Consider the following 15,140-nt stretch of genomic DNA (forward strand, 5'->3'; position numbering starts at 1 on the left):
ACGCGGACCCATCCCCTGGAGAGGAGCGACATGAACGGACCTTCGACCGCCGGCGCCACACCCACCAGCACCACCACCGGTGACCCATGGGAAGAGCTGGTCACCGTCGCCCTGCTCGGCACGGACCGGCGGACGCCGCCAGGCCGCTCGACCGGCGCCGACGCACCCACCGCCCTGCTCGACGCCGCCGCCGTACAGACCGTACGACGGCGGGCCGGACTGCGGCCCGCACCCGCTGCCGCACTTCCGGCACGGGCGGCGGACGACCCGCGGCCCCTGCTCCCCGCCCCCGCGCGACGCAGACTGGCGATGCTGCTCACCGACCGCCCCGGCACCGGAGGCGGCCGCCGCGGCACGGCCCCCGACCTGATGGAGCTGCTGCCCCAGTGGCTGGCCGGGGCCAACGCAAAGGGGTACGCGGCCCCTCCGGATCTCCTCCCCGCACTCCTCGACGCGGCGCGCGGGCGCACGGATCTGCGGCCGCAGGCCCTCACGTTCGCCGGCCCGCGCGCACTGTGGCTGGCCCGGCTGAACCCGGACTGGAAGTTCGCGCTCCGTGCCGCCCCCGGCGGCGGCACGGCACTCCCGGCGCCCGAGGACGGGGCAGACGTGCAACGCCTGTGGGAGGAAGGCCTGTTCGCCGAGCGGGTCACACTCCTGGCCCGGGTGCGCGCACACAGCCCGGACGCGGCGCGGGACCTGCTCGCAACCACCTGGCCCGCCGAGCGGGCCGAGGACCGGCTGATGTTCCTCGACTCACTGCGGTCGGGGCTCGGCGACACGGACGAGCCGTTCCTGGAACAGGCATTGTCCGACCGCAGCCGCAACGTCAGAGCCACGGCCGCCGAGCTGCTCTCCGCACTCCCCGGCTCGGCGCTGGCAGCCCGGATGGCCTCGCGCGCCGCCTCCTGCGTCGCCGTCGACCGCACCCAGGGCGCGGCGACGATCACCGTCGAGGCACCGCACGAGTGCGACGCGGGCATGGAGCGGGACGGTGTCGCCGCCAAACCGCCGACGGGCCGGGGCGAACGGTCGTGGTGGCTGGGCCAGTTGGTCGAGGCGACGCCGCTCGGCTGCTGGACCGCGCGGTTCGGCGGGCGCACGCCGGAAGAGATCATCGCGCTGCCGGTGGCCGACGACTGGCAGGGCGAACTGCATGCCGCCTGGTGCCGGGCCGCTGTGCGCCAGCGGGACGCCGTATGGTCGCGCGCGCTCCTCGGCGCACCCGCCTCACCGGACGCCGGAGGCCCGGGCGCCGTATCGCTGTCCGAACGCGCGAAACTCCTCGGCGCACTCCCCGACGGTGAACGCGCCGAGTGGGTGGCGGGGTTCATCGCGACGCACGGCCTGTCCGAGGCGTTCCAGCTGCTCGGGGTCTGCGCGCAGCCCTGGGCCGAGCCACTCGGGCGGGCCGTGGTCGACGCGCTGAACATCGCGCGGGACGCGGGCAGTTACCCCTGGAGTTTCAGCGGCGTCATGGGCCTGGCCGAACGCTGCCTGGACCCCGCGGAAGCGTCCCGGCTCGAAGGCCTCACCGCCACCCCGGACGAACCGGAGGACGCGGCCCCCGGAGCCGGGGGCTACTGGTCGGAAGCGTTCCAGCGCCTGGTCAGCACGTTGCGCCTGCGGCAGGCGATGCGGGACGAGTTGAGAGGGGCGCAAGCGCAATAAGTACGGGGTGAGGCAGGGCAAAGGGGACTGTCCGGTTCGGGCGGAGCGAAGACCGCACACCGAACCGGCACCCCTGCGCCCTCACCCGGGAGGGCCCGGAGGGATCAAGCCCCGGCAGGCTGACGGACGTTCGCGTTGACCCAGTCCACGATCGACGCCGTCGTCGCGCCCGGGGTGAAGATCTCCGCGACGCCCTTCTCCTTGAGCGGAGCGATGTCCGCCTCGGGGATGATCCCGCCGCCGAACACCTTGATGTCCGCGGCGTCGCGCTCCACGAGGAGCTCGATGACGCGCGCGAAGAGCGTGTTGTGCGCCCCGGAAAGAATCGAGAGACCGATCGCGTCGGCGTCCTCCTGGATCGCCGTGTCGACGATCTGCTCCGGCGTCTGGTGCAGGCCGGTGTAGATGACCTCCATACCGGCATCGCGCAGCGCCCGCGCGATCACCTTGGCCCCGCGATCGTGACCGTCGAGCCCTGGCTTGGCGACCACCACGCGGATCGGACCGGCTGCCACACCCATCACTGCCTCCATGAAGCGACTTCTACCCGATACCTGACCTGATGCGTACCCGGGAAGTGAACGAACGTTATCGACAGCATCCCGCAACCGACCGTTTCGCGGTGCGGAGCGAGGGGGAAATCACACGTTGGGACACGTTCGCTGCGCGCCACAGCCGCCGCAGGCGGTTCAGAAGCCGCATACGGGGGCCTCTGGCGCAAGGGGAGCCGCAAAGAGACAGCCGCACCACCACACCGCCGCCGGCCGCGCGGCGGGCGGCACGGCGCATCGGCGCCGCGGTACGTACGGAGTTTTCGTAACGCACCGCGACGGTCACACACGGGCACCAAGGCGTCACAGCCCGCGTACGACGCGCATCGTCGGCCACCTCGGCGCATGCTTCCCATGAGGGCACACGGGAGACAGAGCCGTTTTCCCGGGTGCCGACGGGAGGTCGGCCATGAAGGTCACGAGCATCCTGCCTTTTCGCCCGCTCTGTCAGCTGATCCCCACCAGACTGGTGTTCCCCGCCAGACTGGCCGGGGTCTCCGTCTCGTTGTTGAAGGCGACCGCTCTCGAGGTCGCGATCCTCGCCGGGCACCTCCTGCTGTACCCCTCCGGCATCATCCAGGAGCGCAGGGCCGCCCCGGAGCTCCCTGCGCTCGGCTACACCCCCGCCCCCAAGGGCCTGGACGAGGGCGCCGACGATGCCTCGTACCTGACGGAGAGCACCACGCTGCCGGGGTCTGAGGCCCAGAACGCCCACAGCACCCCCGACAGCCTCAGCGCCCGCCTGCCGGTCACCGAGAGCAAGCCGCCGGTTCTCCTGCTGCACGGCTTCATCGACAACCGCTCCGTCTTCCTCCTGCTGCGCCGCTCCCTCGCCCAGCACGGCCGGCACCATGTGGAGTCGCTGAACTACTCGCCGCTGACCTACGACATCCGCACCGCCGCCGCGCTGCTCGCCCGCCATGTCGAGGAGATCTGCGAGCGCACGGGCCACGACCGCGTGGACGTCGTGGGGCACAGCCTCGGCGGACTCATCGCCCGTTACTACGTGCAGTGCCTGGGAGGCGATCTGCGCGTACGCACCCTCGTGTCGCTCGGCACCCCGCACAGCGGGACCACGGTCGCGCCGCTGATGAACGCGCACCCGATCGTCCGGCAGATGCGCCCCGGCTCGACCGTCATCGAGGAGCTGTCCCGGCCCGCCCCCGGCTGCCGCACCCACTTCGTGAGCTTCTGGAGCGACCTCGACCAGATCATGGTTCCGCTGGAGACGGCCTGCATCGACCACCCCGACCTCATCGCGCAGAACGTCCGCGTCACCGGCGTCGGACACCTCGCGCTCCCCGTCCACCCGGCGGTCGCCGCCGGTATACGGCAGGCACTCGACGCCGAGGAGACGGAAGGAGGGCGCGCCGCCGACGCGGTGGGCGGCCTGACGGTGGCGTGACCGTGGCGTGAACGTGCCCCCGGAACGGTCTCCGAACTGGCCAAACGTCGAACGATTCTCGAACGCAGGGCCAAAGCTCTGCCCACAGTCCGCCGAAAGACGGCCGAATGCCCGTTTCCTGCGAACGGGAAACCTGCCGAAGATTGTCGAGCCCGCGTACCGCCGGGTACAGTCACCGCACTGCTCTGGCAGCCCCTGTTGTCGAGGCGAAAGAGAAGTTGGTGAACGACCGTCACCCGTCGGGGACTCAGACCTCCCCGGCCCCGGCTCAGGACGCCGACTACGCGCCCTACGCTCCGTATGACCAGCAGAGCGCGCAGTACGGCGACTACACCGGTTACGACGGCTACGCCACCGGCGGTTTCGCGGCCGACCCCCTCTTCGGGGACCTTCCCGGCGCGCAGAGCACCGGCTCGTACGACAGCGGCCAGTGGGCGACCGGCGCGCACCAGACACTGACGACGCAGGACTCCCAGCACCACGACCCGTACGCGGCGCAGCAGCACGCCTCCGCGTACGGCACCGGCAGCTACGACACCACCGCTGCCTGGGGGACCGCCGCTCACGAGCAACTCGGCGGTATTCCGGCCCAGTCCGGACCGGACCATTCCGGCCAGTGGGACAACAGCGCGTGGGCCGACCAGACCGGGCAGTGGGACGCGAACGCCTTCGGGGCGCAGGCGCAGGGATTCACCACGCAGGACGCGTTCGCCACGCAGACCTTCCAGGCACCGGCGGCCTTCGAGACCGGGACTTACGAGACCGGAACCTTCGACGCGCAGGGCTTCGAGACCCAGGCGTTCGAGGCTCAGGCCTATGAGACGCAGGCGTTCGAGGCCCAGCCCTTCGCAACACAGACCTTCGAAGCGCAGACCTTCGACACCGGCGCGTACGACGCCACCGCGTGGAACTCCGCCGGCACCGAAGTCGACGACAACGACCCCGACGCACGGCACGAATACGGCCAACCCGACGCCCCCGAGCCCGAGTTGAGCCACAACGACGATCGCCACGACAACTACGGCGAGGACCTCGACGACGGCGAGGAAATCATTGCCCGCGACGAGCGGCCCGCCCCCGTCACCCCGGCCCAGCGCGCCCGCTCCCGCCGCCGCTCCCCCGCCAAGCGCTCCGCGCTGCTCACCGTCGCGGTGCCCTCGGTGTGCGTGATGGGTGTCGCGGGAGTAGCCGCGGCCTCCGTCGGCGGGCTCGGCGGCGACGACAGCAAGGACACGACGGCGGCCTCGGCACCGGACGCGACCGCCGTGAAGCCCTCTGTCGCCAACAACAAGCTCGACACACAGCTCGCGGACCTCTCCGCGGACGCGGGCGACTTCGCCGACCGGGCGAGCCGCACCCAGGAACGTATCGACCTCAGGGCCAAGCAGCAGGCCGAGCGGAAGCAGGCGGCGGAGGAAGCGGCGCGCAAGGAGCGGCTGCGTCCCAAGTTCGCCCTCCCGGTCAAGCAGCGCGGGCTGAGCGCGTACTTCGGGCAGGCCGGTATCAACTGGATGTCCGTGCACACCGGGATCGACTTCCCCGTCTCGTACGGGACCCCGGTGATGGCCGCGACCGACGGCACCGTCCGTACGCAGTGGAACAGCGCCTACGGGAACATGACGATCCTGACGGCGAAGGACGGCACGGAGACCTGGTACTGCCACCTCTCCAGCCACGCCGTCATGAGCGGACCGGTCAAGGCCGGCGACCTCATCGCGCACTCCGGGAACTCCGGCAACTCCACCGGTCCGCACCTGCACTTCGAGGTGCGTCCCGGCGGCGGCTCTGCCGTCGACCCGCTCCCGTGGCTCCGCAGCCACGGGCTCGACCCGACGTAGTAGGGCCGAGCCTCCGGCGGGCGGCCTCCCTACGGCTTCCCCACCGGCCTACAGAGCTACAGCTTCTCCACCGGCGCGTACCGCAGAAGCAGGCGCTTCGGCTTGGGCTCGCCGAAGTCGACCGTCGCCTCCGCGTTCGCCCCTGTGCCCTTGACTCCGACGACCGTGCCGAGGCCGAACTGGTCGTGCGTGACCCGGTCTCCCACGGACAGCGCGACGACCGGCTTCTCCGTCGCCCGGCGCGTGGCGAACGCCGGTGTCGCGCGCGAGCGCGACGACGAGAGAGACGCGGCGATACCGCTCGTCGGACCCGCCGACTTGGCGGGCGCCATGGCGCCGGTCCGCTTCCACTCCAGATGCGCGTCCGGGATCTCCTCCAGGAAGCGCGACGGCGGGTTGTACGAGGGCTGGCCCCAGGCGCTGCGCAGCGTGGAGCGCGTCAGATACAGCCGCTCACGCGCGCGCGTGATGCCGACGTAGGCGAGGCGGCGCTCCTCCTCCAGCTCCTTGGCCTGGCCGAGGGAGCGCATGTGCGGGAAGACGCCGTCCTCCATACCGGTCAGGAAGACGACCGGGAACTCGAGGCCCTTGGCCGTGTGCAGCGTCATCAGTGTGATGACGCCGGAGCCGTCGTCCTCCTCGTCCGGGATCTGGTCGGAGTCGGCGACGAGCGCGACCCGCTCCAGGAACTCGGAGAGCGTACCGACGCTCGCCTCGCCCGCACCCTCGGCCGCGCCGTCCGCCGTCGCGCTCTCCTGCTCGAACTCCAGGGCCACGGCCGCGAGTTCCTGAAGGTTCTCGATGCGCGTCTCGTCCTGCGGGTCCGTCGACGACTGCAACTCGGCCAGATAGCCGGTCCGTTCGAGCACGGCCTCCAGGACCGTGGCCGGGCCCGCGCCCGACTCGACGATCGTGCGGAGGTCCTCCATCAGCGTGTTGAACCGCTTCACCGCGTTCGTCGAGCGGGCCGCCATGCCGTACGCCTCGTCGACGCGGCGCAGCGCCTGCGGGAAGGAGATCTTCTCGCGCTGGGAAAGCGCGTCGATCATCGCTTCGGCGCGGTCGCCGATGCCGCGCTTCGGCACATTGAGAATGCGGCGCAGAGGGACGGAGTCCTCGGGGTTGGCGAGCACCCGCAGATAGGCCAGAACGTCCCTGACCTCCTTGCGCTCGTAGAAGCGGACTCCGCCGACGACCTTGTAGGGCAGGCCGACGCGGATGAAGATCTCTTCGAAGACACGGGACTGCGCGTTCGTCCGGTAGAAGATGGCGACGTCGCCGGCCTTCGCGTCGCGCGCGTCCGTGAGCCGGTCGATCTCGTCGGCGACGAACTGCGCCTCGTCGTGCTCGGTGTCCGCGACGTAGCCGGTGATCTGCGCACCCGCGCCCGCATTCGTCCACAGGTTCTTGGGGCGGCGGGATTCGTTGCGCTCGATGACCGCGTTGGCCGCGGAGAGGATGGTCTGCGTCGAGCGGTAGTTCTGCTCCAGCAGGATCGTCGTCGCGTCGGGGTAGTCCTCCTCGAACTGGAGGATGTTGCGGATGGTGGCTCCGCGGAACGCGTAGATCGACTGGTCGGCGTCACCCACGACGCACAGCTCTGCCGGCGGGAGGTCGTCCGCGCGGGGCGGCTCGTCCTCCCCGCGGCCGCTGTCGGCCGACCCCACCAGCTCCCTGACCAGCGCGTACTGCGCGTGGTTCGTGTCCTGGTACTCGTCGACCAGGACGTGGCGGAAGCGGCGGCGGTAGTGCTCGGCGACGTCCGGGAAGGCGCGCAGGAGGTGCACCGTCGTCATGATCAGGTCGTCGAAGTCCAGCGCGTTCGCCTCGCGGAGGCGGGACTGGTACATCGCGTAGGCCTGGGCGAGGGTCTTCTCGAAGCCGTCGGCGGCCTGACCTGCGAAGTCCTCCTCGTCGATCAGCTCGTTCTTCAGGTTCGAGATCTTGGCGCTGAACGACTTCGGCGGGAACTTCTTCGGGTCCAGGTCGAGGTCGCGGCAGACCAGGGCCATGAGGCGCTTGGAGTCGGCGGCGTCGTAGATCGAGAACGACGACGTGAAGCCGAGCTTCTTCGACTCGCGGCGCAGGATGCGGACGCAGGCGCTGTGGAACGTCGACACCCACATCGCGTTCGCCCGCGGGCCGACGAGGGACTCGACGCGCTCCTTCATCTCGCCCGCGGCCTTGTTCGTGAACGTGATCGCGAGGATCTGGCCGGGGTGCACACCGCGCTCGCCGAGGAGGTACGCGATGCGGTGCGTGAGCACGCGGGTCTTGCCGGAACCCGCGCCCGCCACGATGAGCAGCGGGGAGCCGCCGTGGACGACGGCCGCCTTCTGGTTCTCGTTCAGCCCGTCGAGGAGCGCCGCCGGGTCTAGCGCCGGGCGTGGGGCGCCGTCCCGGTAGTACGCGTCCCTGGCCGGGGGCACGTCGAACTTCCCGTCGAACAGGTCGTCCGGAATGTGCTCCGGAGCCGTGTCGTCCTCGGGCGGCGGCGGGGCATGCTCCTCACTGGCCTTCGAAGCCGTGAGGTCCGCCAGGAAGCTGTCGTCAAAGAGGCTGCTCATCGCTCTACGAGTCTAGGCCGCCCCACTGACACCCACGGCCGTCCCGGAAACTTCCCCCGACTTCACGGACCCGGCCACCTCTCGTAGTGCGGTAATCACCCTCAGCAAGGGTTACCGGAGGTCACAATCAAGATTGCCGAAGGTCACGAAAATGTATCGGGCATATCGAACATCAACCTTCACAGCAGCCACACGAGTTGGCTAGCGTGCTCCGCGGGCCACCCGTCCCCCCGCCGGTAACCGCGCCGCGAGCGGGTCGCCCCCGCTGAGTTCAGTACGCCGAAAGGCATGGAACCGGGGACCCACGACCTTTGGGGTGAATCGGCCGACGACCCGTCAGGGCGCGGCCGTAGGGCAGCCTTCCGAATCTCCGCCCGAACCCGACAGCTAACCCGGTAGGCGGTCATGGGAAGGAGACGCGACCCTTGGCGTCGCACCGCAAGCCACGCACCAGAACAGCCGGCCCCCGCACGGCCCCCGTCGCCGGCATCACCACGGCGGCCCTCACCTCCATCGCCCTGCTCTCGCAGACCGCGACCGCCGCCCCCTCCGCGCCGCCGAAGCCGAGCCTGGAAGAGGTCCAGAAGAAGGTCGACACCCTCTACCACCAGGCGGGCGTGGCCACGGAGAAGTACAACGCGGCCAAGGAGCGCACCACCAAGCAGCAGAAGCGCGTCGGCGAGCTGCTCGACGACGTCGCGCAGCGCACCGAGAAGCTCAACAAGGCCCGCCAGGAACTCGGCACCTTCGCCGCGGCCCAGTACCGCACGGGCGCCGTCTCCGACACCGCGACGCTGCTCCTCGCCGACGATGCGCAGGACTACTTCGACCAGGACCATCTGATGAGCCGGCTCACGAGCCGCCAGAAGAAGGCCGTCGACGACTATCAGACCGAGCAGGCCGCCACCACGAAGAAGCGCACGGAGGCGGCCAAGAGCCTGGAGACGCTGACCACTTCGCAGGCCACGCTCAAGAGCACCAAGAGGGACGTCCAGCAGAAGCTCGGTGACGCCCGCGAACTCCTTTCGAAGCTGACCGCCGAGGAGAAGGCGCGGCTCGCGGCGATCGAGAAGAGGAAGCAGGAGGCCGCCAGGAAGAAGGCGGAGGAGCTGGCGCGTCAGCAGGCCGAGGCGGAGGCCAAGCGCAAGGCGGCCGAGGAGGCGCGCCAGACGGAGAACCCGGGCACCGGCACCGGTTCGGGGACGGGTACGGGTACGGGCTCCGGGAGCACCGGCAGCGGTTACGCCACCAAGGCGGCGAAGGTCATCGCCTTCGCCGAGTCCCAGATGGGCAAGCCGTACGTGTGGGGCGCCACGGGCCCGGACTCGTACGACTGCTCGGGCCTCACGCAGGCCGCGTGGAAGGCGGCCGGCATCACGCTGCCGCGCACGACCTGGGACCAGGTCAAGGTCGGCACGACCGTCACCACGGCCGACGCCAAGCCCGGTGACCTGGTTTTCTTCTACGACGACATCAGCCACGTCGGCATCTACATAGGCGACGGCAAGATGATCCACGCGCCGAAGCCGGGCGCGAACGTCCGCGTCGAGTCGATCTACTACATGCCGATCCACAGCGTGGTGCGCCCGGCCTGACCGCCTTCGTGGGGTTACGTTCGGGCGGTGCGCGGCCCGAACGCAACCCCACGTCCCGGACCCACGTGGTCCCAGCTCCCACCGGCCGCCGGCGCCGCCGTCATGGCCACCGGCATCATTTCGGTCGGCCTGCGACTCACCGGATACTCGGTGCTGTCCGGCATCATGCTGGTGCTCGCCGCCGCCCTCTGGCTGCTCCTCGCGGCGGACTTCGCGAAACGGCTGGTGCGGGAGCGCGACCGCTGGGAGTCCGAGGCGGACACCCCGCCCGCGCTCACCGCGGTCGCGGCGACGACCGTCCTCGGCACGCGGATCTCCCTGTCCGGCTGGCAGATCCTGGCCGAGGCGCTCCTCGCTCTGTCCGCGCTCGTCTGGCCGGTGCTCCTGATCAACGTCGTACGGCACTGGAAGCCGCGGATGCCGGGGTCCGTGTTCCTCGGCTGTGTCGCGACGCAGGGCCTCGTCGTCCTGGCGGCGACGCTCGCGCCCGCGGTCGGCGCGCACTGGCTCGCGTTCACCGGGATGGTGCTCTTCTGGGGCGGGATCATCCTGTACTGCTTCGCGCTGCTCCACTTCGACCTGCGCGAGGTGGCCTCCGGCGCCGGGGACCACTGGGTCGCGGGCGGCGCGCTCGCCATCTCCGCACTCGCCGCGTCGAAGCTCGTCGCGACGGGTCTGTGGAACAGCGACGACACGGACGTCCTGCGCACCATGAGCTTCCTGCTGCTCGCGCTCGATGCTGCCTGGTACGTCGTGCTGGCGCTGGCGGAGGTGCGGTGGCCCAGGCCGCGTTACGACGTGCGGCGCTGGTCGACGGTCTTCCCGATGGGAATGACAGCGGCGGCGGCACTGTCCGTGAGCGCCGCCGCCGATGTGCCCTGGCTCAAGGGGCCGGGGCAGGTACTGGTGTGGATCGCGGTGGCCGCGTGGCTCGCCACCCTGTTCGGGACGTTCAGGTCCCGAACACCCGCCTGACTCAGGTCCAGAGCACCGCGATGAAGATGTTCGCGGTGGTCAGGAGGCCTACGAGGCCGAACAGCCCCTTGTCCACCTTCTCGTCGTCCCGCTTCACGTACACGAGGCCGAGGATCACGATCAGCAGCGCGAGCTTCACGCCGATCTTGATGTTGTTGACGGTGTTGTCGTCCGCCTGGTTCAGGCCCACCAGGACGACACCCGTGACCAGCATGGTCAGCGCGCCGTGCAGCATCGCCGGGACGAACCGGGCCGTTCCCTTGCCCATCGCTTTCATCTGGGTGAGGAACCCACCGAGGAGCGAGGCGATGCCGATGATGTGCAGGCCGACGAAGAGGTGGATGAGTACGTCCATGACCGTCGAGCCTAGCCGGGGCCTCACTGCCTCCATGAACCGGCCCGCACCGGTCCCGCGCCGGTCACATACGGTCATACCCGGAACACGAGGACCAGTTGCGGACAATCCGTCACCAACCCGTGACGGTCAGGTTTAGCGTCCTTCCTCAGGTGACCGGCTCCCCACCCCCGCCCCGCTCAGGGGCGGCAGTCGGGCACCTACCGCCGAGAAAGGTCCGGCGGCGGCCCGCTTCCCCTGTGCGGGCCGCCGCCGGACGCGTAAGCAGTACGTACCGGAAGGACGTGCCCCTCGTGTCGGCAGCGCACCGCAAGCCCCGACAGCGCTCGCTCACCGGCCCCACGGCCCGCACCGCGGCGACCCTCGCTCTCGCCTCCGCGGCGACCGCCACCGCCCTGGACGGCGCGGCGCACGCGGATCCCCGGCTCACCCCGAGCCAGGTGAAGGCGAAGGTCGACCAGCTCTACCAGGAGGCCGAGAAGGCCACCGAGAAGTACAACGGCGCCAAGGAGAAGGCGGACAAGGCCGAGAAGAAGCTCGGCTCCTTGCGGGACGAGGCGGCCCGCAGGACGGACCGGCTCAACACCCAGCGCGAAGCGCTCGGTTCGGCCGCCGCCGCGCAGTACCGCACGGGCGCCCTCGACCCGGCGGTCCAGCTCGTCCTGTCCTCCGACCCCGCCCAGTACCTCGACAACGCGGCGCTCGCCGACCGGCTCGGCACCCGGCAGGCCTCCGCGGTCGGGCGCGTGCAGCGCGAACTCCGGCAGATCGACCAGCTGCGCTCCGAGGCCGACGGCCGGCTCGCCGAGCTGCGCAAGCGGCAGGGAGAGCTGAGGAAGCAGAAAAAGACGGTCACCGGGAAGCTGGCCGAGGCGAAGCGTCTGCTCGACCAGTTACCGGCGGCCGAGCGCACCGGCGTCGGAGCGGGCGCCGGCGACAGCGGCGCGGCCGGCCGCGCCTCCCGCTCGGACTCCTCCCGCGAGGTGCCGTCCGGCGCCCTGCCCAAGGCCCCGGACTCCCGCACGGCGGCAGCCATCTCCTACGCCTACAGCGCCCTCGGCAGTCCCTATGTGTGGGGCGCCACGGGCCCGAACGCCTTCGACTGCTCCGGCCTCACCCAGGCCGCGTACCGCTCGGCGGGCATCTCCCTGCCGCGCACCACGTACTCCCAGATCAACGCGGGCCCTCGCATCCCGCGCTCCCAACTCCAGCCGGGCGACCTGGTGTTCTTCTACTCGGGCATCAGCCACGTGGGCCTCTACATCGGCAACGGCAAAATGATCCACGCCCCGAACCCGAGCGCCCCGGTCCGCATCGCCCCGATCGACGAGATGCCGTTCGCCGGGGCTACGCGGGTGGCGTGACGAGAGTGCCGTTACGGTGCTCGCGCGCCATGTGGTCGTACGCGAGGTCCGCCACTTCGGCCAGCACCCCGGGGGCCGCGGAGCCGCAGTGCGCGCGCAGCTGCGCGGCGAACGCCTCCGAGTCCCGGCAGAGGGCGAGCGCCTGTGTCACCTGGGCGATCAGCTCCGGCAAGAACTCGGCGCAGTAGGGGTGTTCGCTCTCTGTCGCCGCGCGGATCGGGTCCTCCTGGTCGGTGAAAGCCGGGTCGAGCCAGGTCTCGAGGCCGAGCAGCCGCGGAAATCTCACCGCCAGCTCCCAGCGGGCGAGCGGGATCTCCTCATACGTCGCCTCGGGTTCGCGGCACGCCATCCTCAGGAGCGTCGCCAGGTCGTTCATGAACTCGGGCACAGTCCGAGTTCCCGCCGCACGACTCCACAGGGTGCGGGCGGACGGCGGGCAGGTCGAGAAGAACTCCTCGGTGAACGTGTGGGCCAGATAGTCCAGTTGGGCCGCGGCCGGCTGCAGCGGCCAGGTCCAGTACGAGCGGGTGTACTCCACCCCCTGAATGCGCTGGTAGCGCAGCACCTGCCACTCCAGCGGATCACCCGATTCGGCCGCGTCGGCCGCGAGACCGACGAGGTGGAATATGGCGCCGCTGCTCAGCGCGGACTGCGGAAGACGCGTCGTCACCGCCCGTCACACCAGGCGTCGCGCCGTAGCCCACCGCGTCAGCTCGTGGCGGTTCGACAGCTGGAGCTTTCTGAGGACCGCCGAGACATGGGACTCGACCGTCTTGACGGAGATGAACAGCTGCTTGGCGATCTCCTTGTACGCGTAACCGCGGGCGATGAGGCGCAGGACCTCGCGCTCGCGCTGCGTGAGGCGGTCGAGGTCCTCGTCGACCGGCGGGGCGTCCGTGGACGCGAACGCGTCGAGGACGAAGCCCGCCAGACGCGGCGAGAAGACCGCGTCGCCGTCCTGGACGCGGAAGATCGAGTCGACCAGGTCCGTGCCGGTGATCGTCTTGGTGACGTACCCGCGGGCGCCACCGCGGATGACGCCGATGACATCCTCCGCGGCGTCCGACACGGAAAGGGCCAGGAAGCGGACCGGGTTGTCGGCCGCCGCCATCAACGGGGCGCAGCGGCGCAGGACTTCGACGCCGCCGCCACCGGGAAGGTGCACGTCGAGGAGGACGACCTCGGGGCGGGTGGCCGTGATGACCGTGACCGCCTGGTCCACGTCCGCGGCCTCGCCGACCACCTCGACGCCCGTCGTCTCCGTGCGGCCGATCTCCGCCTGGACGCCGGTGCGGAACATCCGGTGGTCGTCGACAAGGACCACGCGTGCGTGACGGCCGACCGGCTCCGTCTCCGGCTCGCTCGCCGCGGTCGCGTCCGGCTTGACCTGCTCGTCACTCATGGGGTCTTCTCCGCCCTCTTCATGGTCAGTTCGACCTCCGTGCCGCCGTCCGGCACCGCGCGCAGCCGCGCCGTGCCGCCGTTGCGCTCCATCCGGCCGATGATCGATTCTCGTACGCCCATCCGGTCCGCGGGAATCGAGTCGAGGTCGAAACCGGGGCCCCGGTCGCGTACGGACACGAACACCGTCTCCTCCTCGACCTCGGCATAGACCTGGACCGCACCGCCCTCGCCACCGTACTTGGCGGCATTCACCATCGCTTCCCGCGCAGCCTGCATCTGTGCCGAGAGACCGTCGTCGAGCGGGCAGTCGCCGACCACCACCACCTCGAGGGGCACCCCGTGCTTGTCCTCGACCTCGGCCGCGCTGCGCTTGACCGCCTCCGCGACCGTGCCGGGCTCCTCCGCCTCGTCCTTCCCGTTCCCCTCCGGTCTGTAGAGCCAGGCCCGCAGGTCTCGCTCCTGTGCGCGGGCCAGGCGCCGCACCTCGTTCGCGCTCTCCGCGTTCCGCTGGATCAGCGTGAGGGTGTGCAGGACCGAGTCGTGGACATGGGCCGCGACCTCCGCCCGCTCCTGCGCGCGGATCCGCATGAGGCGCTCCTCGGACAGATCCTGCGTCATGCGCACGAGATAGGGGCCGGCGAGAAGGGCGATACCGACGAGGACGGCGAGGGCGGCCTGAAGGATGGAGCCGAGGTGCTCGGCCGACCCCTGGAGCACGAAGATCCCGGTGACACCGGCCCCGACGAGTACGACACCCGCCGCGGCCCGCGCCAGATTCAGCGTCCGCTTGCGGCGGCCGACCTCCATCCAGCGGGCCCGGCGCGCATTGTCCGCCTGGCGCCAGACGAGAGCCACGCCCGCACCGACGAGGAGCGTCGGCCACAGATACGCCTTCGCGTTCCCCGCCAGATTCACATTGCCGACGAACACCATCGACACGACGACCATGAGGAGCAGGGCGACGATCTGCCCCTTGTCCGGCTTGCGGGCGACGAGTCTGCGCCGTCCGTCCGTAGCCGTCTCCGTGGTGAAGGCAGGGGTCCGCTCGCTGCCCACGCCTCCGACGCCGAGCGGGACGAAGAACCAGAACGCCGCGTACAGGAGAGCGCCGAGGCCGTCCGCCATGAACAGGCCCACGAAGACGAGCCGCACCCAGATCACGGGCAGGCCGAGATGCCCGGCGAGCCCCCGCGCCACTCCGCCGAGCCAGCGTCCGTCGCTGGAGCGGTAGAGCTTGCGCGGCGGCCGCGGGACGTCAATGGGGGGTGCTGCGGCTTCCGGCATGCCATTGATGGTCACACGTGGGGCGGACCCCGGGCATCAGGGTTCAGCCCGGAGACTCCCCTGATCTCCGGCCCGGCCCCGAGCGCCGTCAGGGGCGATATCAGGGTTGGTCCAGGGTCGTCCCGACTGCC

At 70.6% G+C, this 15,140-nt stretch carries 12 protein-coding genes and 1 riboswitch; of the genes, 6 read left to right on the forward strand and 6 right to left on the reverse strand.

Going from position 1 to position 15,140, the window contains the following annotated elements:
• Positions 1–30 precede the first annotated feature (30 nt).
• Complete coding sequence (locus OG698_RS20530; RefSeq protein ID WP_406104574.1) at positions 31–1,671, forward strand: DUF5691 domain-containing protein; 1,641 nt, start codon at positions 31–33, stop codon at positions 1,669–1,671.
• A 104-nt stretch (positions 1,672–1,775) separates the two neighbouring features.
• Here OG698_RS20530 and OG698_RS20535 read toward each other — a convergent pair whose 3' ends face one another.
• A complete protein-coding gene (locus tag OG698_RS20535; RefSeq protein WP_100594811.1) occupies positions 1,776–2,192 on the reverse strand; it encodes a cobalamin B12-binding domain-containing protein in 417 nt (138 codons plus the stop codon).
• Between the two features lie 439 nt (positions 2,193–2,631).
• On the opposite strand from OG698_RS20535, the gene OG698_RS20540 reads away from it, so the two are divergent.
• Positions 2,632–3,627: a lipase family alpha/beta hydrolase gene (locus OG698_RS20540; protein ID WP_406104576.1), complete on the forward strand. Its 996-nt coding sequence runs from the start codon at positions 2,632–2,634 to the stop codon at positions 3,625–3,627.
• A gap of 221 nt (positions 3,628–3,848) precedes the next feature.
• Positions 3,849–5,465 carry a M23 family metallopeptidase gene (locus tag OG698_RS20545; protein WP_406104578.1) on the forward strand — a complete coding sequence of 539 codons (1,617 nt, stop codon included), beginning with the start codon at positions 3,849–3,851 and terminating at the stop codon, positions 5,463–5,465.
• A gap of 56 nt (positions 5,466–5,521) precedes the next feature.
• Here the strand turns inward: OG698_RS20545 and pcrA are convergent, their stop codons facing one another.
• A complete protein-coding gene (gene pcrA, locus OG698_RS20550; RefSeq protein ID WP_406104580.1) occupies positions 5,522–8,032 on the reverse strand; it encodes a DNA helicase PcrA in 2,511 nt (836 codons plus the stop codon).
• Positions 8,033–8,299: 267 nt separating this feature from the next.
• Positions 8,300–8,449, forward strand: a riboswitch (cyclic di-AMP (ydaO/yuaA leader).
• Positions 8,450–8,457: 8 nt separating this feature from the next.
• On the opposite strand from pcrA, the gene OG698_RS20555 reads away from it, so the two are divergent.
• Positions 8,458–9,627, forward strand: a complete 1,170-nt coding sequence (locus OG698_RS20555) for an NlpC/P60 family protein (protein ID WP_406104581.1) — start codon at positions 8,458–8,460, stop codon at positions 9,625–9,627.
• Between the two features lie 27 nt (positions 9,628–9,654).
• Positions 9,655–10,602 carry a tellurite resistance/C4-dicarboxylate transporter family protein gene (locus OG698_RS20560; RefSeq protein WP_406104583.1) on the forward strand — a complete coding sequence of 316 codons (948 nt, stop codon included), beginning with the start codon at positions 9,655–9,657 and terminating at the stop codon, positions 10,600–10,602.
• Between the two features lies 1 nt (position 10,603).
• On the opposite strand, the gene OG698_RS20565 is transcribed toward OG698_RS20560, so the two are convergent.
• Positions 10,604–10,957, reverse strand: coding sequence for a hypothetical protein (locus tag OG698_RS20565; protein ID WP_116510905.1), 354 nt, complete (start codon positions 10,955–10,957; stop codon positions 10,604–10,606).
• A 293-nt stretch (positions 10,958–11,250) separates the two neighbouring features.
• Here OG698_RS20565 and OG698_RS20570 point away from each other — a divergent pair, with 293 nt between their 5' ends.
• Positions 11,251–12,321: an NlpC/P60 family protein gene (locus OG698_RS20570; RefSeq protein ID WP_406104584.1), complete on the forward strand. Its 1,071-nt coding sequence runs from the start codon at positions 11,251–11,253 to the stop codon at positions 12,319–12,321.
• On the opposite strand, the gene OG698_RS20575 is transcribed toward OG698_RS20570, so the two are convergent.
• From OG698_RS20575 to OG698_RS20585, 3 genes are read right to left on the reverse strand one after another with little or no spacing between them, the layout of a single operon-like run.
• On the reverse strand, positions 12,305–12,991 hold the full coding sequence (locus OG698_RS20575; RefSeq protein WP_406104586.1) for a hypothetical protein: 687 nt from the start codon (positions 12,989–12,991) through the stop codon (positions 12,305–12,307). The two genes, OG698_RS20570 and OG698_RS20575, sit on opposite strands and share 17 nt — an antisense overlap.
• A gap of 6 nt (positions 12,992–12,997) precedes the next feature.
• Positions 12,998–13,723 carry a response regulator transcription factor gene (locus OG698_RS20580; protein WP_267893713.1) on the reverse strand — a complete coding sequence of 242 codons (726 nt, stop codon included), beginning with the start codon at positions 13,721–13,723 and terminating at the stop codon, positions 12,998–13,000.
• On the reverse strand, positions 13,720–15,009 hold the full coding sequence (locus OG698_RS20585) for a PspC domain-containing protein (protein ID WP_406104587.1): 1,290 nt from the start codon (positions 15,007–15,009) through the stop codon (positions 13,720–13,722). The genes OG698_RS20580 and OG698_RS20585 overlap by 4 nt, the downstream gene beginning before the upstream one ends.
• Between the last annotated feature and the right edge of the window lie 131 nt (positions 15,010–15,140).

It is taken from the genome of Streptomyces sp. NBC_01003 (genome assembly GCF_045162695.1).
GTDB lineage: Bacteria > Actinomycetota > Actinomycetes > Streptomycetales > Streptomycetaceae > Streptomyces.